Annotated in this window: 24 protein-coding genes; 13 read left to right on the top strand and 11 right to left on the bottom strand. The window is 38.5% G+C overall.

The features are described from left to right. The first annotated feature begins 104 nt into the window (after positions 1-104). Positions 105-926, top strand: coding sequence for a 4-hydroxy-tetrahydrodipicolinate reductase (gene dapB / locus KT990_RS08760; protein WP_218208659.1), 822 nt, complete (start codon positions 105-107; stop codon positions 924-926). A 58-nt stretch (positions 927-984) separates the two neighbouring features. Continuing rightward, the gene (locus KT990_RS08755; protein WP_218208658.1) at positions 985-1,629 is read left to right on the top strand and encodes an START domain-containing protein; all 645 of its coding nucleotides are present in this window, start codon (positions 985-987) and stop codon (positions 1,627-1,629) included. Between the two features lie 48 nt (positions 1,630-1,677). On the opposite strand, the gene ahr is transcribed toward KT990_RS08755, so the two are convergent. The 11 genes from ahr to KT990_RS08700 all read right to left on the bottom strand — a co-directional run bounded on the left by ahr (position 1,678) and on the right by KT990_RS08700 (position 12,040). Then, positions 1,678-2,706, bottom strand: coding sequence for an NADPH-dependent aldehyde reductase Ahr (ahr, locus tag KT990_RS08750; protein WP_218208657.1), 1,029 nt, complete (start codon positions 2,704-2,706; stop codon positions 1,678-1,680). A gap of 4 nt (positions 2,707-2,710) precedes the next feature. Further along, positions 2,711-3,292, bottom strand: a complete 582-nt coding sequence (locus KT990_RS08745) for a DNA-3-methyladenine glycosylase I (protein WP_004728898.1) — start codon at positions 3,290-3,292, stop codon at positions 2,711-2,713. 24 nt (positions 3,293-3,316) lie between these two features. After that, positions 3,317-3,562, bottom strand: a complete 246-nt coding sequence (locus KT990_RS08740; RefSeq protein WP_004728896.1) for a hypothetical protein — start codon at positions 3,560-3,562, stop codon at positions 3,317-3,319. Positions 3,563-3,577: 15 nt separating this feature from the next. After that, positions 3,578-4,120, bottom strand: coding sequence for a M23 family metallopeptidase (locus tag KT990_RS08735; RefSeq protein ID WP_171294123.1), 543 nt, complete (start codon positions 4,118-4,120; stop codon positions 3,578-3,580). Between the two features lie 69 nt (positions 4,121-4,189). After that, on the bottom strand, positions 4,190-5,218 hold the full coding sequence (mutY, locus tag KT990_RS08730; RefSeq protein ID WP_218208656.1) for an A/G-specific adenine glycosylase: 1,029 nt from the start codon (positions 5,216-5,218) through the stop codon (positions 4,190-4,192). A gap of 160 nt (positions 5,219-5,378) precedes the next feature. Further along, positions 5,379-5,738 (bottom strand): HIT family protein, encoded by a 360-nt coding sequence (locus KT990_RS08725; protein WP_100535474.1) that lies wholly within the window; start codon positions 5,736-5,738, stop codon positions 5,379-5,381. Between the two features lie 101 nt (positions 5,739-5,839). Next, entirely contained in the window at positions 5,840-6,574 is a 735-nt protein-coding gene (locus KT990_RS08720; protein WP_005173643.1) for a dienelactone hydrolase family protein, read from the bottom strand. A gap of 163 nt (positions 6,575-6,737) precedes the next feature. After that, positions 6,738-7,427 (bottom strand): FKBP-type peptidyl-prolyl cis-trans isomerase, encoded by a 690-nt coding sequence (locus tag KT990_RS08715; protein WP_005173644.1) that lies wholly within the window; start codon positions 7,425-7,427, stop codon positions 6,738-6,740. Positions 7,428-7,475: 48 nt separating this feature from the next. After that, entirely contained in the window at positions 7,476-8,180 is a 705-nt protein-coding gene (locus tag KT990_RS08710) for an FKBP-type peptidyl-prolyl cis-trans isomerase (RefSeq protein WP_005094756.1), read from the bottom strand. A 165-nt stretch (positions 8,181-8,345) separates the two neighbouring features. After that, complete coding sequence (locus KT990_RS08705) at positions 8,346-10,529, bottom strand: polysaccharide biosynthesis tyrosine autokinase (protein ID WP_218208655.1); 2,184 nt, start codon at positions 10,527-10,529, stop codon at positions 8,346-8,348. A gap of 434 nt (positions 10,530-10,963) precedes the next feature. After that, positions 10,964-12,040, bottom strand: coding sequence for a polysaccharide biosynthesis/export family protein (locus tag KT990_RS08700; protein ID WP_100535470.1), 1,077 nt, complete (start codon positions 12,038-12,040; stop codon positions 10,964-10,966). Between the two features lie 740 nt (positions 12,041-12,780). Here KT990_RS08700 and rfbB point away from each other — a divergent pair. The 11 genes from rfbB (at position 12,781) to KT990_RS08645 (ending at position 24,052) form a co-directional block, all read left to right on the top strand. Beyond that, positions 12,781-13,845, top strand: coding sequence for a dTDP-glucose 4,6-dehydratase (rfbB, locus tag KT990_RS08695; protein WP_180078346.1), 1,065 nt, complete (start codon positions 12,781-12,783; stop codon positions 13,843-13,845). Beyond that, entirely contained in the window at positions 13,845-14,720 is an 876-nt protein-coding gene (gene rfbA, locus KT990_RS08690) for a glucose-1-phosphate thymidylyltransferase RfbA (RefSeq protein WP_100355445.1), read from the top strand. Before rfbB ends, rfbA begins: the two co-directional genes overlap by 1 nt. Positions 14,721-14,725: 5 nt before the next feature. Then, entirely contained in the window at positions 14,726-15,139 is a 414-nt protein-coding gene (locus KT990_RS08685; protein WP_034609167.1) for a sugar 3,4-ketoisomerase, read from the top strand. A 114-nt stretch (positions 15,140-15,253) separates the two neighbouring features. Then, positions 15,254-16,345: an acyltransferase family protein gene (locus KT990_RS08680; RefSeq protein WP_218208654.1), complete on the top strand. Its 1,092-nt coding sequence runs from the start codon at positions 15,254-15,256 to the stop codon at positions 16,343-16,345. Between the two features lie 98 nt (positions 16,346-16,443). Next, positions 16,444-17,559, top strand: coding sequence for a DegT/DnrJ/EryC1/StrS family aminotransferase (locus KT990_RS08675; protein ID WP_100355444.1), 1,116 nt, complete (start codon positions 16,444-16,446; stop codon positions 17,557-17,559). Next, positions 17,560-18,819 carry an O-antigen translocase gene (locus tag KT990_RS08670; protein ID WP_218208653.1) on the top strand — a complete coding sequence of 420 codons (1,260 nt, stop codon included), beginning with the start codon at positions 17,560-17,562 and terminating at the stop codon, positions 18,817-18,819. Then, complete coding sequence (locus KT990_RS08665) at positions 18,816-19,703, top strand: glycosyltransferase family 2 protein (RefSeq protein ID WP_218208652.1); 888 nt, start codon at positions 18,816-18,818, stop codon at positions 19,701-19,703. The genes KT990_RS08670 and KT990_RS08665 overlap by 4 nt, the downstream gene beginning before the upstream one ends. A 151-nt stretch (positions 19,704-19,854) precedes the next feature. After that, entirely contained in the window at positions 19,855-20,997 is a 1,143-nt protein-coding gene (locus KT990_RS08660; RefSeq protein WP_218208651.1) for an O-antigen ligase family protein, read from the top strand. A 2-nt stretch (positions 20,998-20,999) separates the two neighbouring features. After that, the gene (locus tag KT990_RS08655; protein WP_218208650.1) at positions 21,000-21,866 is read left to right on the top strand and encodes a glycosyltransferase family 2 protein; all 867 of its coding nucleotides are present in this window, start codon (positions 21,000-21,002) and stop codon (positions 21,864-21,866) included. Beyond that, positions 21,866-23,017 carry a glycosyltransferase family 4 protein gene (locus tag KT990_RS08650; protein WP_218208649.1) on the top strand — a complete coding sequence of 384 codons (1,152 nt, stop codon included), beginning with the start codon at positions 21,866-21,868 and terminating at the stop codon, positions 23,015-23,017. The genes KT990_RS08655 and KT990_RS08650 overlap by 1 nt, the downstream gene beginning before the upstream one ends. A gap of 81 nt (positions 23,018-23,098) precedes the next feature. After that, positions 23,099-24,052, top strand: a complete 954-nt coding sequence (locus KT990_RS08645; protein ID WP_218208648.1) for a GNAT family N-acetyltransferase — start codon at positions 23,099-23,101, stop codon at positions 24,050-24,052. Positions 24,053-24,156: the final 104 nt, after the last annotated feature.

The following is a 24,156-nucleotide window of genomic DNA, read 5'->3' as shown; positions in this document are numbered from 1 at the left end:
TCGATCTTTGAGTATTTTCATTGATTTTTATGCAATGCATCTTAGTGTTATTCCGCAGTTTTGCTATAGTAAGAGCAATTTTGGATCAACATCAGGACTATGTTATGTCAGCTACACCACGCATTGGGATCTTGGGTGCAGGCGGTCGTATGGGGCGTATCCTTATTCAGGCTGTGCATGAAGCAGGTTATCAATTGGCGGCTGCGGTAGAACGCCCTGAAAGTACACTATTAGGCGCAGATGCTGGCGAACTTGCCGGAATTGGCGCAACAGGTGTTAAGGTCGTGGGTAGCCTTACCGATGTAGTCAAAGACTGTGATGTAGTGATTGATTTCACTGCGCCAGCAGCGACCGTCAATCATCTGAAAATCTGCCGTGAAGCCGGTGTTGCCATCGTGATTGGTACGACGGGTATGAATGACGAGCAAAAAGCCTATCTCGATCAATCTGCGACAGAAACTCCTGTAGTTTATGCAGCAAACTATTCAGTGGGTGTGAACGTCTCGATCAAACTGCTTGAACTGGCCTCTAAAGTTTTTGGTGATACGGTTGATATCGAAGTGATTGAGACACATCACCGTCATAAAGTGGATGCACCATCGGGGACTGCACTTATGTGGGGTGAAGCGATTGCGGATGCTTTAGGCCGTGACCTGAAAGAAGACGCTGTGTACTGCCGCGAAGGTCATACCGGTCCGCGTGAGCGTCAAAGCATTGGTTTCCAGACCATTCGTGGTGGTGACATCGTCGGTGAACATACCGCCATGTTTATTGCTGATGGTGAACGTGTGGAAATTACCCATAAAGCCACCAACCGCATGAACTTTGCCAGCGGTGCAGTACGTGCTGCTGCCTGGGTGGTCGGCCGTGATGCATGTAAATATGACATGAAAGACGTGCTGGGTTTTAACGATATTCAGGTTTAAAACCCAGTCAAAATCATTTATAAAAAAGATCTAAAACTAAAATAAGACGAATAATAAAATGCAAAAAATGATTTTCCTGCTCTGTGCAGTGGCGCTTGGTGCCATTGCGCAGGCAAAGCCGGCCGAGAATACCAAACTGAGTATTGATAAAAATAATATCAAGGTCTGGACCTATCAGAACCAGCAAAACCCGGTCTTTCTGTATAAAGCTGAAACCACCTACCATGCCCCAATTGAAAATGCCGTATCGCTGATTCTGGATATCGAGCAGGCGGTGCAATGGGTACCCTATATGGGCAGCATCAAGGTCTTGTCACGCGATGATAAAAAAGGCGAATTTACCTTGTATATGGTGCTGGATTTTCCATTTCCCTTAAAAGACCGTGATCTGATTGTGCAGGGCAAGATGATCAAGCAACCTAATGGACAGATCACCATCAAGAATAAAGCCATTCAGACCGGCTATCCCTTAAATCCGAACTATGTACGTTTGACCGATTATCAGGGGGATTGGACTTTTCAAAAGCTGGCCAATAATCAGGTCAAGGTTTCAACTTATGGTTATGCCAATCCGGAAGGCTCGATTCCCTTAACTTTTGTAAATATGTTTGTACAGCAGCAGCCGTATCAGATGTTGCAAAAGATGAAAGCAGAGCTGGCCAAGCCTTCAGGCCTTGCAGTTTTGCCTGAAGTACTGCAATAAAAAAGACCCAATCGATGGGTCTTTTTGACAGATTGAAACAGGCAGAGTTTAAGCTTCAAAATCCGCTTTAAGTACAATCCGGTAACGCGCTTTACCGGAATGCAGATGTTCAATGGCCTGATTCAGCTGTGACATCGGGAAGACTTCAATTTGTGGCGCAATGTTTTTACGTGCGGCAAATTGGAGTAACTGACGTAGTGCCGCCGGCGAACCGGTTGGAGAGCCGGTAACAGACTTGGCGCCGCCAATCAGCATGCCCGCCGGAATCGGCATCGGTTCTAATGGCAGACCCAGCATATGCACAGTACCGTTCGGTGCTAAAGTGGCCAGATAAGCCTGCCAGTTCAAGGTGACATTGACCGTACTCAGCAATAAATCGAACTTGCCACGCTGTGCCTTTAGGGCAGCAACATCACGACTATTCACCACATGATCTGCGCCCATGGCTTTCAGCTCATCGGTCTTGTCCAGATTTGATGTGAAAGCCGTAATCTCACAGCCCCAAGCTTTGAGCAGTTTAATTGCGATATGACCCAGACCCCCAATCCCGATCACGCCAACATGATGAATAGCCTGAATCTGGTGTTTCAGAATCGGATCGAATACGGTAATCCCGCCACAGAGCAGAGGGCCGGCACTTTCAGGATCCAGATCTTCAGGCAGGGGAATGACCCATTGCCAGCCAGCACGGACCTTGTCGGCAAAACCACCGGCATGTCCGACAATAGTCGCCACTTGGCCGCCAGTACAGAGTACCTGCTGACCTGAAATACACGGATCGCAATACTGGCAGCTTTCCGCAGTCCAGCCAATGCCAACCCGTTGTCCCACTTTCAGGCCTTTGGCTTCGCCACCCAGTTGCGTGATGATGCCGATAATCTCGTGTCCAGCCACGACCGGATAAACGGATGAACCCCAGTCATTATTGAGGACTGAAATATCAGAATGACACAGGCCACAGTATTCTACTTTGACTTCGACCTGATGTGGCTGTAGTTCACCAGCATCGAATTGATAGGGTTCGAGTGCAGCACCTGCTGACATTGCAGCATAAGCGTGGATAATATTATTCGACATAAATTCAGCTCTTCTTTGAATGGGAATATATTGTTTTAAAGTGACAATGATTTTCGTGATCATCGACCATACCGACGGCCTGCATAAAGGCATAGCAAATGGTGGGTCCGACAAATTTAAAACCGGCCTTTTTTAAGGCTTTTGACATGATCTGGCTTTCGATAGTCTGTGCCGCTGCCTGACGATAATCCGCAACATCATTATTCAGTCGTGGTTGCTGGGCAAAAGACCATAGCCATTGCCCTACATTGATGTCTTGCTGTTGCAGCTTGAGCCATGCTTGGGCATTCTCGCGAATGGCATGCAGCTTGCCACGATGACGGATCAGGCGGGCATCCTTAAGCTTGAGTTCGAGTTGTTGATCTGTAAGTGCTGCAATCGACTGAATGGAATATTGAAAAAAATGTTCACGATACGCTTCACGTTTTCTGAGTACGGTAATCCAGGCTAGACCGGCCTGCTGTCCTTCCAGACACAGCATTTCAAACAGGCGATTTTCATCCAGCAGGGCTTGTCCCCATTCCTGATCATGATAGGTGATATACAGCGGATCATTGGAGCACCAGCCACAGCGTTGCAGAGTCATGCCATGCTCCTTGTTTTTATGGTTTTATAATTTAAACACAGCCCATTGATCCTGCTGATTGTCCCAGTACGACAGTTCAGCCTGATCCAGATCGCTAAATTGAATCCACATGTCTTTACCACTTTTATCGGTATAACCGGTACTGATCAGCAGCGCATCTTCGGTAATTTCCATCACCCAGCCCTGGTAGCTTTGACCATTCAGCACGATTTTTTGTTGATTGCCTGATTCAGCAAATTCTACCAGACGGTTGATCAACGTTTCTGACATGTAAATATCCTAAAATTAACGTAAATAGGGGTAGGGGTTGACCACACCGCGTCCCTTGCCCTGTAAATAAATACCATAATGCAGATGTGGTGCAGTATGTCGGGCATTACCGCTATTGCCCACATAGCCGATGAGCTGGCCTTTTTTGACAGGATCACCCACTTTCAGGCCGCGTTTATGTCCATCCAGATGTGCATAATAATGCCAGGAGCCGCCCGGACCAAGAATCCAGACTACTTTACCACCCAAATTGTTATTGCGTAAATCTGCAATCAGACCTTCTGTGGCACTAAAGACTTTGGTTCCACGTGGAGCCATGATGTCAATGCCCTCATGCAAACGTCCGCGACTGCGCGACGCCCCCCAAGTATCCTGTAATTCACGTGCTTGTACACGTGCCACCGGGATGGGCAGTGAAGAAGGCATTCGCTTATTTTGTAGTTTTTGTACCAGTAGCGGATTTAACTGTGCAGAAGAAGGTTGTTTCGGCGTACTGCTACAGGCGGTCAGTAATATGGCAATCAAAGCCACCCAGGTCAAAGCAAGGTATTGGCGCACGTTATTCATCCTTAAATATTGGCGATGCTCATTCTGAGCTGATCGATATGATGCTTTGTCCAGACTATGTCATAGGTTAACGGCAGAGATCAATTTTTTCATTGCTGTCGGCAGACCGCAATCAATGGCTGTCTCTGGACGCATCCAGTTGCCTTGCAGTTCAATTGCCAGATGTTCCTGCTGATCCTGATCCACTGCGAAAACGGTTGCTTCAAGCTGCCAGGTGAAGTGGGTGAAACTGTGGCTGATCTGGACTTTTTTGAGGATATTTTTCAGGCCAAGCTGCTGACATTGCTGTTCGAATTCATGGGCATTTTCAATAATCGGCAAGCACCAGAGTCCGCCCCACAGGCCACTGTTCGGTCGTTGTTGCCAGAGCCATTCTTCACCGGACTGAATCAGCAAGACCTGTGCTGAGCGCACTGGCACCGGTTTTTTGGCTTTCTTGAATGGTAATTCATTTTCCAGACCTTGCTGATGCGCTTTGCAATGTTGCTGCATCGGACAGTATAGGCACAGAGGTTTTTTCGGAGTGCAGACCGTAGCACCGAGATCCATAATCGCCTGGGTATAGTCATGATTACGTTCGACCGGACATAATTCTTCAGCCAGTTGCCATAAAGCACGTTCATGAATGGGTTTGGACAGATCATCTTCAATCGCGAAGAAACGCGACAACACCCGTTTGACATTGCCATCCATGATCACGCCGTATTGGCGTAAACCCAGTGACATTAAGGCACCAGCGGTGGAACGGCCGATCCCCGGCAAGGCAATCCATTGTTCCAGGGTTTGAGGAAACTGCTGCTGTGCTGTCACCATGCCGGCAGCTTTGTGCAGGTTACGGGCACGGGCATAATAGCCCAGTCCTGCCCAGTAAGGCGCGACCTCATCCCAAGACGCTTGACCTAAGTCCTGAACGGTCGGAAAACGCTGAATAAAGCGTTCATAATATTGCAGCACAGTTTTGACCTGGGTTTGTTGCAACATGATTTCAGAGACCCAGACTTTGTAGGGATCATCTGTCACCTGCCAGGGCAAGTCATGACGACCATGCACATCAAACCATTCTAACAGGGCATCTGAAAATACAAACATGGATAAATAGCAACTGAATAAGCAGCAGCCATTATAGCGGAATCGGCAGGCCTGAAATGTGAAAAGTAGATAAAAACTGCGGAGTAGTGTGTATGGATATCGGCTTAATAACACAAACAATAAATGCTCCGAAGAGCATTTATTTTAAAACAGCAAAGACTTAGTCGCTAATCCCCCAACGTTCATCCAGCTTCAATACTTTGTCTTTATAGCGCGGAATAATATGAATATGCAGATGTTCGCCCTTTTCCTGAAACACTTCGCCATCAATAAAACCGACATGGAAACCGGCGGGCTGGTAACGTAAATTGAGCTCATTACGTGCCTGTTCGAGCAAAGACATCAGGCTTTTACGTTCTTTGTCCGTCACTTCAAAAAATGAAGCCACATGCCGGAGTGGAATCACTACACAGTGACCTTCGGATAATGAATTCGGTTCAGGCAGCACCACACCATAATCATTTTTAGCAATGACATCATATTCGTCATAGTTACAGTAAAGGCAGTTGGTTTCAGCCATAGTCAGCATTCTCCTCTGGTAGGATTTATCGTTCTTTTCTTCAATGATTCTTTAAAGTGCTCAGCTTGATTTCAAGTCGAGCACTTATATCTATTATCTATTTAAGCCAAATGACGTTCCAATAAGGCATACATCGCCGCCAAGCTTTTTTGTTCCGCTTCAGCATTGTAACCAAGATCCACGCCATTGGCTTTGGCCCGTTCGTCGGCGAGCGGGTTGCTAAAGCCATGTTTGGCATCTTCAAAGACAATCACCTCATGCTCGACGTTGGCCGCATGCATTTCTTCACGGAAACTGGCGACATCATCTAAGGTGACCATGCTGTCTAGCTCACCGTGCAAGACTAGAATTTCGGCCTGAACCTGACCTTCTTGAGCCGGTGCTTTGGCAGCAAGTGTCCCGTGGAAGGTGGTCACTGCTTTTAAAGGGGCATTGGCACGCGCCAGATCCAGCACCACTTTACCGCCGTAACAAAAACCGATGGCAGCAAGTTTCTCTGCATTGACTTCATCCTGTGCTGCCAAGGTATTTAAAGCTGCTGTCGCACGATCAACGATGGTGTCCGGATCTTCAAAGGTCTGCATCATCCACTGGTAGGCCTGATCAGAATGGGTGGTCACTTTTTTGTCACCATACATGTCAATCGCCAAGGCCGCATAGCCATGTTCTGCAAGTTCGCGAGCGCGCTGTTCGGTATATTCATTACGACCCCACCATTCTGGTGCGACCAGCACACCTGCAAGGGGTGCATCTGTTTCTGGAGCGGCAAAATAGCCAATCAATGCGCTACCATCCGGCGCAGTATAATGAATTTCACGGGTCTTGATTGCTGCCATGCTGACGTCCTCTATTCTTGTTGAACCGTTTAATTAACATATAACATAGCAAAACTGATCTGAATGTGACATGAAAACATTCGATTAATTATGCTTCATCCATATAAAAAAGAGAGGCCGCTATCGCGCCTCTCTGATTGAATATTTAAAAAAACAGTATTGATTACTTCATAATTTCCAGTAATTCCACATCAAAAATTAAGGTACTGTTTGGCTCAATCACATCACCTGAACCAATTTGTCCATAGGCCAGTTCTGCAGGAATGAAGAAGCGGTATTTGGCACCTTCTTTCATCAGTTGCAGGCCTTCAGTCCAACCGGTAATCACTTGGGTGGTACGGAAGACCACAGGCTGATTACGGGCAATTGAACTGTCAAAAACCGTGCCATCAATCAAACGGCCTTCATAATGTACGCGGACATTGCTATCGGCTTTTGGCGATTTGCCTTTGCCTTCCTGAAGAATCTGATATTGCAGGCCAGATTTAGTCGTTTTTATCCCTGCTTTTTTGGCATTTTCTGTCAGAAAAGCCTGACCGATTTTGGTGTTTTCTTCAGCTTTTTGTTTTAATTCAATCAGCTCTTTGGCTTCACTTTGACGTTTAAACTGGGTCAGCACTCGAGCCATGTCTTCTTCAGTTAAAGTGGATTGTTTTCCGGCAGCAGCAGCTTTTAAACCGGCACTGAAAGCATCCAGATCAATCCCTTGCAAAGAGTCGGCATTACTTTTTCCCATCAGATAACCAAAGCTATAACCGACCTGTTCAGCTTCCGGGCTTTTATTGGTCACATCTTTGGCAAGCAGATTGCCAGAACTTAGCAGTAAAACCATCAAGCTTATTTGTATTTTCATATTTATTCTCAAAATAAAGGAGAGCGCATTGCTCTCCTTATTTATAGATTATTTGACTTCAATGAGTTCCACATCAAAAATCAAAGTACTGTGTGGAGGAATCGTCCCTGGCACGCCTTGTTCACCATAACCAAGTTGAGATGGGATATACAGGGTCGCTTTACCGCCTTCTTTCATCAGTTGCAGACCTTCAGTCCAGCCTGGAATCACTTGATTGAGTGGAAACTCAATCGGCTCGCCACGTTCAACCGAACTGTCAAATACAGTACCATCCACCAGTTTGCCGGTGTAATGGACTTTCACGATTGAAGAAGCAGCTGGCTGTTTGCCCGTGCCTTCTTTGGTAACTAGGTATTGCAAACCGGAAGCTGTGGTTTTTACACCCGCTTTTTTGGCATTTTCTGTCAGGAAACTGTCACTCGATGCTTGTGCCTGTTTAGTGCTATCGAGTTGCTTTTGCTGCATTTCTTTCTGGAACTGTTCGTAAGCTGCCTGTAATTCTTCTTCAGTATACGCCGGTTCAGTACGCGCATGTCCTTCACGTACGCCTGTCACAAAGCTATTAATATCGAGTTCAGGTGGGGTTTGATGAGCCACTTCATAACCGAGAGCATAGCTGATTTTAGAAACAGCAGAGGCATCTTTAGATGCTTTAGTCGTTTGAGCAGCTGGGTTTTGAGTTGCATAGTAAACAGGTACTAGCGCGGCACCGCCTAGAAGAACAGCGACAGCAATCGGTAAGGCCTTGCTCATGTATTATTCCAATCTAATGTTATCGTTGAGGTTCATTCCATCTTAGCAGAAAATTTTGAGAAATCTTGCAGAATGGGTGGTTTTTTAGCAAGCAAATATCGCAGTTTGGTAGAGCTTTAAAAAAATAAAAAAACCAGCAATGGCTGGTTTTTTTATTCAAAAAGATCAACTGGTTTTTGTTTTGGTTTTATAGCTATAAGTATAATCATAGCTATAACTACCACCTGCTGAACGCTGGATATCATTCAGGATAAAGCCATTTACGGTACTTCCCGCTTGTTTAAAACGGTTCACTGTCAGTGCCAATTCCTTCATTTGTGTTTTTGCATAGCGGGCCACCACCAGATTGAGTCCGACATATCGGGACACGATGATCGCATCCGTGACCGCCAGGACAGGAGGCGTATCAATTATAATATGATCATAGTGTGGCGTCAGGTGTTGCAGTAATTCCTGAAACCGTACCGAATTGAGAAGTTCGGATGGATTGACTGGATTTTCACCACAGGTGATGACGCTGAGGTTTGCTACATTGGTGCTTTGTACCATCTGTTCCAAGGTAATTTGCTCATTCAGGTATTCAGTTAATCCATATTGATTATCCAAATCAAAATATTTGTGTATATGACCACGACGCAAGTCCGCATCAATGATCAATACGCGTTTATGTTTTTCTGCCATGATGACTGCCAGATTGCTGGAAACAAATGATTTTCCAACTCTAGGCGCTGGACCCGAGATCATAATAATATTGTTTTTGGCCTGAGACAGAGCGAAATGACTTGCTGTCCGGATGCTGCGCAAGCTTTCGATCGCCATATCATCACTATGTTTAAGGGCTAATAAGAAAGGCAGTTTTTTCTTTTTCAGCAGTTTCAGCCCCGGTTTCTGAACAGGGGAGTGTGCAATATTGGCATAGACGGGAAGATCCAGCTGGTATTCTATTTGGCTACTATCTTTCACTCCAGAACGGAACATATTGCGGAATAATGCCACCAGAATTCCCAAGAAAGTACCGAAGCAAAAAGTTAAGAACAGAATTAATGGCTGTTTCTGTTTAATCACGTCAATCGGTTCAAGCGCAGTATCAATAACATGTACATTGCCAATCTCGCCGGCTTTGGCAATTCGCAGTTGTTGGTAGGAATTGACCAAATTGGTATACAGTTGTTGTTTGACTTCGACTTCACGAGACAGTTGTAAATACTGGCGTTGTATCTCTGGAAGATTTTTAAGTGTCGTATTGAGCTCACGAATCTTGCCATTAATCACACGAAGTTGAGCAGTAACTTCTCGCATGGTCGGGTGTGCTGCTGCATATTTGGCGCCTATTTCCGCCTGTCTCTGTTCGAGTAGAGCTCGTTGTGTTTCTAAAGTCACACTCTGATTTAAATATAATTCTGACTCCCGGGTGATGTCGACAGTATTATGCTGTTGACGGAATTGGTTAAAGACCCGCTCTGCATCATCCAGCTGTTTTCTTAAATCCGGTAATTGAGCATCCAAGAAAGCGAGGGTCTGAGCAGTTTCTGCCGAACGACGGGTAATATTATTTTGGCTATAAATTGCCAAAATAGTATTCAGAACTTTGGTGATGTGCTGTTTGTCATGACCTTGGTAGCGAAGCTGCAAAATCCCGCTAAGTTCGCCTTTTTCTACAATTGAATAATTGGCAAGAATAGAATCAATCGCTGAGGGTAAAGAGAGCTTTTGCACCTGATAACTGCTATCTAGCGGATCCTGAGTAAAGATCGCGATTTTCCAGTCGCCCTGCGCAGTCTTGAATTGTACTGGCTGGTTCAGTGCACCCTTGAAAATGGTTTCTTCTGTCACAGGATTGATCAGAGTAAAGCCCTGTTGTTGAAATTGCAGTAGCAGATTTTTATCCAAATAGGTGGCAGGAACTTCAAACTGTCGAATGTCGAAGCTTTTTTGACCCTCTTTAAAGCGCACAGTTTCAGGTTGATATTCGGTTTGATAATTTACCCCTTGAAATAGTCGCTTAACAAAAGTGTCTTCAGTACTGGTAATCTGAAGATCTAAATTTAAGCGATTAATTACTGATTCCAGAATATTGCGTGATTTTAATACCTCAACTTCAGCATTAGATGAAGACATTTGCCCAATGACACTTGAAAGGTTACCCAATAAAGCAGCTGAGGCACCTCTACTTTCTTCGACCTGGACGATGGCATCGACCTTATAATTAATCGCTGCAGTGCGTAAATAGAGCAGGACAGCAAGCACGCTGAGCAAGGCACATACGAGGATAAGTTTCCATTGCGCAAACAAGGAAAATAACACCCCTTTTAGGTCAATCATATTTTCGGTATTGTTATTTTTGTTCATAATTTTGCTTTCTAAAAGTTTAAAAGTGATTTTTCCAGTCGATGACGTCGTGTTGCATTAAATTACAGAACTTCATCAAAGACCTGCTGCCCCTGCAAAAATGAATCCCAAATATGCTGGCTTTATTGTTCCCTCAAAAAAAATCTAGTCTGGTAAACCCAGATATTTTTATGATGATCAGGATAAGATTATTTTTATTCAATCTGCTTCATATTTAGTGTTGAACTACATGGAGTTGCAGGCAGATCCCATGCTATTACGTAAAAATGCTGTCTTGTGATCAGCGCTGAGCATTACTTCAGCCATCTATATTTATAGATTTAATCTACAAATACGGGCAGATCTCGTTAGTAAACATTCAGTCATTAATCGATGGTTAATATTTTCAAAACAGCTCCCCAAAATCTTTTTAATATGCATAGCTGAACTACCTGCTAGCGTATAGCTGTACCAGCAACATTTGAAAATGGAAGAATCTGGCTAACCACTCGTTCCCAACGAGTCAGGCCTGTGGCATCTACATAGACAATATCATTGCTGTGCATTTTGAACTTTTTGGCCAAGCCAAAATCTCCCAGGTTTTTTAAACTTAAATGATATATTTCAGTCATCTGATTATTTGAATTGTCACGTAAGACGTAAATTCGACTAGCACTGGCTGAATAGGGATTAATCCCTTCACTTTCACCGAGAACATCCGCGAGAGTCATCCCCTGGTCACGTATGGGTAAGGGGGTATTCGTGCCTGCTTCACCCATGACATAGATTTTCTGATTTTCACGAGGACTGATATACAGGGTGTCATTGGGTTGAATTAACAGCTTATGTAATGAATATCCTGCCTTTTCTAATGCAATTGTATTGAGGTCATAGGCCACACCCTGACGCACCAATTGAATAGAGCTAGAGTTACCTTGCTCGTTAATGCCGCCGGCCAGACCCAGTGCTGTATAAACGCTCACGGGCTGATCAGACAAATAAAACTGCCCAGCTGATTTCACATTACCCACCACTGAATAACGCTGTCCCTGATAAGAAAGTACTCTCACCACCACATCTGGATTGTTTAAATAAGGAATTAATAGTCGGCGTACTTCCCGATTAACCTCCGGAAGGGTTTTCCCTACTGTTTTATAGCGTCCAATTAATGGAAAATGGATATAACCATTTCGGTCAATTTGATAACCATTGGTATTATCAGTTGCTGTTGGAACTGCACTAATTTCCGGGTAGGCCCATAATTGAAAGGATAAAATATCACCTGGATTCAAACGATAATCCTGCATTTCATGCTGAAATAAAGGTGCGTAATGATTCAGGTGTTGAGTTTGGGCTGACTGCACTGCAGGTAGATTGTCCTGAGTCAATTTTACCAGATTAACTTGAGTTCCCAGTTCGGTTTGATAAATTCCTTCATCTGGTAAATCATAGGTTTGAAAGCCAGATGTTGCTGCACATCCGACTAATGATAGGCTTAAGGTTAAAACGCCTATAAGGTGTCTATTGTTCACTTGAAACCCCTTTATTTTTATATATTTAAAATTAGTATTTATTCGTAATTATTAATTTTTTTAACATGGTTTATGTGATTAACATCTAAAAGTTATAACAAATTATATAGCTTGTCTATACTTATTTTTAGTTCTAAGTATACGTTTGAATTAAAATAGATCAATAACATTTATTAAAAAAAGTATCTAAAACTTCCATTAAATTAAGGTGTAGAGATACAAGTATTACTTAGTTTATTCAGGTAAAACGTATTGTTTATAAATTTTATTGCTTGCAGATTAAGGTGATTATCACAGTATAACTATGCAAAACAAAAGCTTAGAAATAATGAAAGTATTTTCATATTATTTGTGTATACTTTAAAGGTTTTTTAGATTCTATTTTTATTAAATTTCACATATATTTATTCGGCATTAACTAGATTATATAAATGAAGTGTTAATTAATAATCTCTCATTAGTTGAAAGTAATATATCAGTAGTTGTAAAGCTTAAGCTGATTTTTATTGGTTGAAAAGTGTTTTAAAAAAACAATAATTATAAAGTATTGGGTAAGGGGTATAAGAAAAATAATTATCCATAAAATGTAACTATATTTGAGAATAATATTTTTATAGGTGGTGTGTTGAATAAAATTAATATATGTTATAAATAATCAAATAAGAATATCTATGCCAGAAGGCATCAATGAATTAAAGAAATATTTGAAAAGTAAAATAAAAATAAAAGGAATACTGGGAATGGTGAAAAAAATATTAGTGACTGGTGGAGCTGGTTTTATTGGATCTGCTACCGTCCGGCATATCATCAAAGCGACTGAACATCATGTTTTAAATGTTGATAAGTTAACTTATGCAGGCAACTTGGAGTCATTAATTTCTATATCAGCTCATCCCCGTTATCAATTTGCTCAAACTGATATTTGTGATCATGTATCTTTAACACGATTATTTTCAGAATTTCAGCCAGATATCGTCATGCATTTGGCAGCAGAGTCTCACGTGGATCGTTCGATCGAGGGTCCAGCTGAATTTATCAGCACCAATATTGTAGGTACATATACCCTCTTGGAGGTCGCACGAAAATATTGGCAAAATTTGGGTGAAATCAAAAAGTCTAAATTTAAATTTCATCATATTTCAACAGATGAAGTCTATGGGGATTTAGAGGGGACAACCGACTTATTTACTGAAGCCACAGCTTATTTGCCAAGTTCACCTTACTCGGCAAGTAAAGCCAGCTCGGATCATTTAGTGCGTGCTTGGCATCGAACCTATGGTTTGCCGGTCGTGGTTACGAACTGTTCAAATAATTACGGGCCTTATCATTTTCCTGAAAAACTGATTCCTTTGATCATCTTAAATGCGCTGGATGGAAAATCTTTACCTGTTTATGGCAATGGTCAGCAGATTCGGGATTGGCTTTTTGTAGAAGATCATGCCCGTGCTTTATATCAGGTTGCGACCAAAGGCAGGGTAGGCGAAACCTACAATATTGGGGGGCATAATGAAAAACAGAATATTGATGTGGTTAAAACCATTTGCGCCATCTTGGATGAACTTAAGCCACGACTCAATGGCCAAATATATGAAAGCCTGATTAGCTTCGTCAGTGATCGGCCTGGTCATGATTTACGTTATGCCATTGATGCTTCAAAAATTGAGCGTGAACTTGGCTGGAAACCACAAGAGTCCTTCGAGACCGGTATTCGTAAAACTGTGCAGTGGTATCTGGATAATCTGCAATGGTGCCGTCGCGTTCAGGATGGTTCTTATCAGCGTGAACGTTTAGGGGAGGCAGTCTAATGTCAAGATCAACAAAGGGGATTATTTTAGCAGGTGGTTCGGGCACACGCTTGCATCCAATCACTAAAGGAATCTCGAAACAGTTACTTCCGATTTATGATAAACCCATGGTTTATTACCCATTATCTGTGTTGATGTTAGCCGGTATTCAGGAGGTTCTTGTCATCAGTACCCCGGAAGATATTGATGGGTTTAAGCGATTATTAGGTGATGGTTCACAATTTGGCATGCAGCTGAGTTATGCGATTCAGCCTCGACCTGATGGTTTGGCACAAGCCTTTATTCTGGGTGAAGAGTTTATTGGGCAAAGTAATGTGTGCTTAGTGCTCGGCGATAATATCTTTTATGGGCAAGGTTTTACCCCCATGCTGCGTCAGGCTGCTGAACGTCAAAAAGGAGCCACTGTTTTTGGCTATCAGGTAAAAGATCCTGAACGCTTTGGGGTGGTGGAATTTGATCAACAGCAACGTGCTATTTCAATTGAAGAAAAACCGGAAAAACCTAAATCTAACTTTGCTGTAACGGGTCTGTATTTTTATGACAATGATGTGATTCAGATTGCCAAACAAGTACAACCTTCTGAGCGAGGTGAACTGGAAATTACCTCCATTAACCAGGCATATCTGGAACGTGGTGATTTAAATGTTGAATTGCTGGGACGTGGCTTTGCCTGGTTAGATACAGGTACACAGGGAAGTCTACTTGAGGCAGCTCAATTTGTGGAAACCCTTGAAAAGCGTCAAGGTTATAAAGTTGCCTGTCTAGAAGAAATTGCAATGAATAATAGCTGGTTAAGCAAAGAACAAGTGTTAGCCATTGGTCAAACGATGAGTAAAAATGGCTATGGTCAATATCTGATTTCTTTGGTGGGGTAATCATGATGAATCTTATTGAATGGATTGATTTACCTAATCTGGGAGATCATCGTGGCAGTTTGGTGGTCGCTGAAGCCAATCGGAATATTCCCTTTCATATACAGAGGCTCTACTATATTTTTGGCGCTCAGCCTGATGTTCCTCGCGGGTTTCATGCACATAAAGAGCTTCAACAAATTGGGTTTTGTATTCAAGGCAGCTGTAAAATATTAATGGATAACAGTAAAGAAAAACAAGAAGTGTGCGTAAGTCAGCCCAATAAAGGATTATTAATTCCGCCCATGGTTTGGCATGAAATGCATGATTTTTCTGAAGATTGCATATTGTTGGTATTGGCAAGCGATTATTATGATGAAAGTGACTATATCCGTAATTACGACCAGTTTTTAAAAGAAGCAGATAAAACTTTTATTGCATAGAAAATTAGATCATAAAATTAAGAAAAATAATTCACAAGTATGATGGCTTTGTTACTCAAGAGACTTCAGAAAATAGAATTTTAAATAATAATAAATATGAAGGAGATGTATGAGATGATTAAGCCGCTTACATCATTGCGTATGTTTTTTGCGCTATTTGTTTTTCTTAGTCATTTGGCCTTTTTAAAAAATGACACGCATTATGCAAATATTTTTAACAGTATTTTTGACGAAGGATTTTTAGGCGTCAGTTTTTTCTTTATATTAAGCGGATTTATTTTATCCTATAACTATAAAGAAAAATTTTTTAGAGGAAATATTTCAAAAAAAGAGTTTTATATTTCTCGTTTAGCAAGAGTATATCCAGTACATATAGCAACTACGGCAATTGTACTTCTGTTGACCTTTAGCCAGTCTGGACAAGGATGGGAATACTTAATTCAACACATTTTTCTAATACAAAGCTTTTTTTTAGAAGAAAATATTCATTTTTCATTAAACTCTCCATCCTGGAGCATTTCCGATGAATTGTTCTTCTATTTACTTTTTCCATTTACATTTTTAATTTCTGAAAAAATAAGAAGCTATATATTTATTTTTTATCTTATAGGTATTCTGGTTTTGAATATGCAGCTTGATAAAAACCAGAATCACTATTGGTTGTACATTTCACCATGGGTACGTTTTTCAGATTTTTTACTTGGTATTATCCTGTTTGATCTTTATGAGAAAATAAAAGTTAATTATTCTAAAGTGAAGATACCTACTTTTGTATTTGAATCAGGAGCGATTTTACTTTTTGTCTTATTCTTTGTATTTCATAGCAAGATAGATATCAGTTATAGATACTCAATTTATTATTGGTTACCTATGGCCACCATCATTCTTGTTTTTGCATTGTCTCATGTTGTTAATGAAAAAAGTATTATTACCAAGTTTCTATCAAATAAATATATGGTTTTGGCGGGAGAAATCAGTTTTTGTTTTTATTTGCTTCATGTTTTGGAAATACAAGTTTTAAATTATATAAAAAAGATGTTTTTATTTGATATGGATTTAATGTTGTTTTCATTGATTATATTTATTGTGACTTTAATAGCCAGCTTTATAATGTATAAATATATTGAAAAGCCTCTAAATAGAAAGATGAAGAAATTTTTATTAGAGCCAAGTTTTAAATCTAAGAATTATGAACTGAATAAATAATATTGGGGTTTTCACTTTAATTCATATCAAGAGATTAGTTTTGATAAATGTGAAATTAAAAAAAATGAATAAAAATTTTTTATACGGGATTGATAAGAATGATACCTTTTCTTGAGCTAAAAGCAATAAATGCTCAATACCGTGACAAACTTATAGCAGCTTGTACACAGGTCATTGATTCTGGTTGGTATATCTGTGGCAAAGAGTTAGAGGATTTTGAACGAAATTTTGCGAATTATTGTGGTACAGAGTATGCCATAGGGGTCGCCAATGGATTGGATGCTCTAATTCTGACCCTGCGTGCATGGAAAGAACTGGGTAAACTGAATGAAGGCGATGAAGTGATCGTACCTTCAAATACCTATATTGCAAGTATTTTGGCAATTTCACAGAATCATCTGAAACCGGTATTAGTCGAACCGGATATCCATACGTTCAATATTGATGTTAAAAAAATTGAAGCCGCGATTACCATCAAAACAAAGGCAATTTTGCCTGTCCATTTATATGGACAGCTTGCTGCCATGCCAGAAATTATGGCGATTGCCAAGAAACATAATTTACTGGTTTTAGAGGATTCGGCACAAGCCCATGGCGCTGAAATCGAGGGTAAAAAAGCAGGGAATTGGGGAGATGCCTCAGGCTTCAGTTTTTATCCAGGAAAAAACCTGGGTGCGCTGGGTGATGCCGGGGCAATTACCACCAATGATGCTGAATTGGCCCATATGCTTAAGGCTATACGTAATTATGGCTCACATGAAAAATATAAAAATCTGGTCATGGGAGTAAATAGTCGCCTTGATGAAATTCAGGCGGCTATCCTGAATGTAAAACTGCCATTTTTAGATCAGGAGAACCAGCATCGTCGTCAGATTGCAGATCTCTATTTAAAAGAAATTCAGAATCCAGCTATTGTGCTTCCACTTAAAAGTATAAATACCGCAACTGATATGCAGCATGTTTGGCATTTATTTGTGATCCGGACCAGATATCGGGAGAAATTACAAAAATATTTGGCAGAGCATGGGGTACAGACATTGATTCATTATCCGATTCCGCCCCATAAGCAGCAAGCTTATAAAGCATGGAATAACTTAAACTTACCAATTTCAGAACAAATTCATGCGCAGGTCTTGAGCTTGCCGATAGGGCCTACTTTATCGATGGATGAAGCAAAGCAAGTTGTTCAGTTATGTAATGGTTTTCAAATATAGATGAACTTACTTCAGACCAGTGTACTGAATGGGGTGGCGGTCCTGATTAAGACCATAACCCTGTTTGTACTGAATAAAATTCTGGCTGTATATCTGGGGCCGACTGGATATGCAGCTTTAGGTCAATTCCAAAATTTTATTCAAATGGTGACTACTTTTGCGGGTAGTGCAATTAATACCGCAGTCATTAAATATACTGCTGAATATCATGAAGATGAAAGCAAACAACGTGCAATCTGGAAAACAGCAGGCAGTATTGTTTTTGTATTTAGTCTGATGTTCGCATTTTTAATTTTAATTTTCCAAAGGCAGCTATCACTTTATATATTTCATACACTTGAATATCAAACAGTTTTTGTATGGTTTGCAGTATTTTTATTATTCTTTAATTTTAATACCCTGTTTTTAGCGATACTTAATGGCAAAAAAGAAATATTAAAGCTAGTACTTGCCAATATTGCGGGTAGTCTATTTACGCTTATTGTTACGAGTATTTTAGCAATAAAATTACATTTATATGGTGCCTTAATTGCATTATCCATTTATCAATCTATTGCGTTTATAGTGACGTTATTTCTGTGTTATCGAGCGGATTGGTTTAAGTTTTCCTCTCTGTTTGGAAAAATAGACTTAGAAATTACTAAAAAACTTAGTTCTTTTATCTGGATGGCATTGGTCAGTGCGATCTGTGTGCCTTTATCGCAAATCTTAATTCGAGCCTATTTAAGTCAGGAATTTGGCCTGGCGTATGCCGGTTACTGGGAAGCCATGATCCGTCTAAGCACCGTATACCTGATGCTGGTCACAACAACATTGGGAGTCTATTACTTACCGCGCTTGTCAGAACTCAAGATGATTGATGAAATTAAGAAAGAAGTTTATTTAGGCTATAAATTTCTTTTTCCACTGGCTGTGGCAGGCGGAGTAGTCATTTTTGTGCTGCGTGACTTGATTATCAATGTCTTATTCAGTCCATCTTTCGCACCCATGCAAAGCCTGTTCTTTTGGCAAATGATGGGGGATGCACTAAAAATAGGAAGCTGGATACTGGCTTATTTGATGCTCAGTAAAGCAATGACCAAACTGTACATCTCTACAGAGATTATATTTACCTTATCTCTTATTGCTTTGACCTATGTATGTACCCAGCTTTTTGGATTTGAAGGTGTTTCAATAGCCCACCTCATAAACTATGGAATGTATTGGGTCGTCATCAGTTTTTTTATATTTAAATCATTAAAACAAAGAGAGATAATATGATAAATGGCCAAGCTTTAGTTTCTGTCATTATACCAAGTTATAATCATGAAAAATTTGTATGCGATAGTATTCAGAGTGTCATTAACCAGTCTTATCAGAATATTGAGTTAATTGTCATTGATGATGGATCTACAGATTCTTCAGTAGAAAAAATACAAGAACTGATTCCACGATGTGAAAAACGATTTACCCGGTTTGAATTTAGGCATCGACCGAATAAGGGCTTGAGTGCAACCTTGAATGAAGCCTTAGAATGGGCGCAAGGAGAATATTTTTCTTCTCTCGCTTCTGATGATATAATCTTGGAAGATAAAATAAAAATACAATCCGAGTTTTTAAAGCATAACAAAAATTGTATTGCAGTGTTTGGAGGAATATCAGTTATTGATCATGATTCTAATCAGGTAAAAAATAGAATTAAAAAAAGAAAAAACTATAGTTTTGAACAAATTTTATTGTTAGAACATGAGTTACCCGCCACGACACAACTGATTCGCTCAAAAGCTTTGAAAAAAATCGGTGGTTATGATGCTGAGGTAAAAATTGAAGACTGGTATATGTGGTTGCTTTTAGCACAAGAAGGGGAGTTATGTTATCTTCCTGTCCTGTTTGCTAAATATAGGCTACATGACAATAATATGCATAAGCAAACCTCTCTCATGCATGATTCAAGAATGATGATTTTAAATGAGTACCAAAATCATATACTTTTTAATAAAGCAAAAAAAAGAGCTTTATGGATAAATGCGTTTGAATTAGGACTAATATCCAAAAATAAATCATTAGAAAAAATGCTGGGAATTTTGAGAGAATATCCATCTGAAATTTTGACATATGATTTTTTTAGATTTTTTTACTGGTTATTTATTAAAAAAGAGTTTTAATAAAAATTAAGTTTAATCAATATTATTGATTTTATATAGATAAAAATAGTTTTAAATATATTGAAGAAAAAATAATAAATTTAATAGTATAAAATATTAATCAATTCTTTTGCTCTTAATAAGGCATTAGATAATATAAAAGGAATGGATAATGATTATTTTAAATGAAAGTAATTCAAAAAATAACATTATTTTTTTAAGTGATAGTAATGTAAAAGATAAAGTTATTATTTATCTTATATTGTTTTCATTTTTTTTATCCCAGTTTTATTTTTGGTCCAGTGGTATTCCACAGCTTAGTCATATTTTTATTATGGGGGCTATTTTATTATTATTTAATAAAAGTTCTTCAATAAATATTGAATACTCTAATACAATTTTATTGTTTGTCGCATATGCAATTTGTGTAAATTTTGCTTGGTATTTGATCGTTCTAGATTCTAGTTATATGATGTCAACTGTTTATTGGATTTTCAATTTATTATTCTTTTTATTAATGATGAACCTGAATCAGGCTCAGATTAATTTTTTCCATGAAAAACTTTTGTTTCTTATTCCTTTCTCCTATGTCATCGAAATTATTATCTGGGCAAGTAACTTAGGTCGTTATGATTTTGACCCACGATACAATGGTCTTTTTAATGATCCTAATCAAATGGCATTTTGGGTGCTCAGTACCTGTGCAATTTATTTATATATTTCTGGAAGCAACTTTAAAAAAATAATCGTTTATTCTTTGGCCTTATTTTTGATTTTATTGACCATGTCAAGATCTGCTTCAATTGGATTTTTAATGTTAACATTAGGATTTATTTTTAGTCAAAAAGGAAATTTGAATAAAAGAATATTTGTATTCTTTGGGACCTTGGTTTTTTTTGGTGTTTTAAGCTACTTTTTATATAACATGGGGGTTTTTGATAATGTTGTATTACGATTTATAGAAGGATTAGATCAAAGAGATAGCCAAGTAGAAGGACGCGGTCTTTTTAGTTTTTTTGATTATCCTCAATATTTGATTTTTGGGGCTGGGCAAGGTGCTTACTGGTTATATAACCCCACAGGTAATGAAATTCATTCAACCTGGTTAGGGATCTTATTTTATTATGGAATTGTAGGCATATTCTTATTTTTGATATTTTTATATCAAATATTCAAGAAACTTTCACTTTCAAACAAAATGATATTATTAGGGCCAATGTTATATGGGTTTACCACTTATAGTGCAAGAACACTTATTTTCTGGTTTTTATTGGCAGCTTTTTTACTATTTTCAAATAATAAGAAGGAAAAATAAATATGTATATTTCTATAGGAATTCCATTTTTTAATGCAGAAAAATACTTGGAAGATGCGATTAAATCTGTATTAGCTCAAACTTTTCAAAATTGGGAATTGATATTGGTAGATGATGGATCAACAGATCGGTCTTTAGAGATAGCCCAGTCATTTGTCGATCCTCGGATTCGTATCATTTCTGATGGATGCAATAGAAGATTACCTTATCGCTTAAATCAAATTATTAATGAAGCACAATATGACATTATTGCACGTATGGATGCTGATGATTTAATGGCAGTAGACCGGCTGGAAAAACAGATAAAAGTCTTAAATGAAAATCCAGAGATTGATTTAGTGGTAACCAGCTTGTATTCGATTGGAAATAAAAATGAAATTTTAGGGAAAAGAATTTATTCTAATCATCAAATGCAACCCAAAGAAATTTTGCAAGGCCTGACCAATTTATTACATCCTTCACTGCTTGCACGAAAGGCGTGGTGTAAAAGAAATCCCTATCAAGTTAATAACTGTCTAGCGGAAGATTATGAATTATGGCTCTCGGCAGCGATAAAAAATGATTTCAATTATGTGGTTATGCAAGAACCCTTATATTTTTATAGAGAAGTAGAAAATGTAAAAAAAGAAAAAATGATTCGTGGTTATAATACTCAAATTGAAGTGATCAAAAAATATTATAGCAATGTTATTTCTGATATAGACAAAAATAAGATTGTATTGAAATTTGAAATAAAAAAAATGATTGTAAAAATATTAAGTTTTTTGAATTTAATGCATATTTTACATAAGCGCAGGATGACCACTGTTTCAGACGAGGATAAACTTTTTTATGCTTCACAATTAGAATTTATAGGACGATTAAAATAATGATAAATAAAAAAATTATTATAATTGGAACAACTGCATATAATCTTTATGGTTTTCGTAAAGATTTCATGTTGTCATGTTTAGCAAAAAATTATCATGTTTATGCTTTCGTATCTGAATATAGCAATGACTGGTTGGATAAAATAAAAAATCTTGGAGTGACTCCTATTACCTATAAACTTAGCCGTGGTGGGTTAAATCCATTAACTGATCTGCGTTCAACTTATCAACTCATACAGAAAATAAAAGAAATTCAACCCGATATTGTATTTTCATATTCAACTAAGCCGGTCATTTATGCAACTTTGGCTGCTTATAAGAATAAAGTTCCTTATATCTATGGCATGATTGAAGGTTTGGGTTCGCCTTTTACAATGCATAAACATGGTCAAAGTTTGAAAGCTAAATTTATACGCTTTATACAAGTATCTTTATACAGACTTGTATTTCCTTATTTAGATAAAATTATATTCTTAAATCATGATGATCCTAAGGACTTAGTACAACGCTATAATATTTATCATAAAAAAAGTGCCATTGAAGTCTTGGGACCGATAGGCCTCAATTTAAAAGAGTATGCCTACAAAAAATGGGATAATCAAAAAAATATATCTTTTATTTTTGTAGCTCGATTAATCGCTGAAAAGGGCATATTTGAGTATTTAGAAGCTGCCAGAATAGTTAAAAAACAATACCCTGAAATACTATTTAAAATTATAGGTGGCTTAGACACTGAAAACCTGACAAGTTTAAAACAGGCAGAATTAGACCGGTTGATAGAAACAGGGATTATAGAATATGCTGGCTTCGTCACAGATGTCGATCAACGAATACGTAATAGCGCAGTATTTGTATTGCCATCCTATCGTGAAGGTATGCCTCGCAGCACACAAGAAGCGATGGCTATAGGACGCCCAGTGATTACCACTGATGTTCCAGGCTGTAATGAGACTGTAGTAGATGGGGTGACTGGTTTTCTTATTCCAAAATGGGATATAGCCGCATTAGTGGAAAAAATGATTTATTTTATAGAGCATCCTGAACAAGTAAATAAGATGGGATATCAAGGATTTTTATATGCTAAAAAAAATTTTAATGCAGATTTGATCAATTATAGATTATCCAAAATGCTAGGAATTGATAAGTCTTAAGATTTTTTTAATAATAATTTTTAAAAAATATTATTTAGATTTTATACCTTATAAAAATTTATAATGATAAAGGAGATTACGGTGAAAGAAGCTGTAAGTTTTAAAATAAAAAAATATGAAGATGTTGATAAAGAAGTATGGAATGATTTTTTATTAAATTGTAAAAATTATCATTTCATGTTTAATCGGGATTTTATGGACTACCATTCTGATCGATTTGAAGACTTTTCTTTAATGTTTAAAAATGATAAAGATAAAATCGTGGCTTTATTACCTGGAAATATTAAAGATAATATTTTTTATAGTCATCAAGGTTTAACATTTGGTGGTTTTTTGATTGATAGGGGTATTCATGCAGATGATATGCTTGAAATTTTTGTTCAATTAAAGGATTTTTTAAAAAAAAATAATATTGAAAAGATGATATATAAATGTATCCCGGTTATTTATCATAACTATCCAGCGCAAGAAGATTTATATGCTTTGTTTTTAAATGAAGCAAATCTTTATCGTAGAGATATTAGTATGTCTATTGATTTAGAAGAAGATTATTCATACTCTGAAAGCAAAAAAAGATCAGTTAATAAGCTCAAAAAAAATGGAGTTATTTGTGAGGAGGTCGATCAACCCAGTATTGTCTGGAAGGTTATTCGTGAAGTATTGCATCAACATCATAATCAGCAACCTGTACATAATGAAATTGAAATAGATTTATTGAAAAGTAGATTTCCTAATAACATAAGAGCTTATAAATGTTGTATTGACGGGGATATTGTTGCAGCAGCAGTGACTTTTGAAACTGATAGAGTAGTCCATACTCAGTATCTGGCTACTAATGATAAAGGTAGAGAGGGAAAGTTATTAGATTATATGATTGATTTTTTAATCAATAAAAGTAAGAAATCTGTTAAAATATTTGACTTTGGTACCTCCAATGAAAATGAAGGAAGGTATTTAAACATGGGGCTGATTAATCAAAAACATAGATTTGGAGCCCGTGCCATTGTACATGATTTTTATAGTATAGATATATAATGACCGAACTCATGTAGAAATCCCTCTACTTTGAAGCATAGATCAACACTTTATAAGAGGTGAATTTTCTGCCTCTTTTTATCTTTTTCTTTAGTGTTTCATAC

The organism is Acinetobacter sp. F9 (assembly GCF_019195275.1).
Classification (GTDB): domain Bacteria; phylum Pseudomonadota; class Gammaproteobacteria; order Pseudomonadales; family Moraxellaceae; genus Acinetobacter; species Acinetobacter pseudolwoffii.
This window is presented reverse-complemented; position numbering and strand designations above follow the sequence as displayed.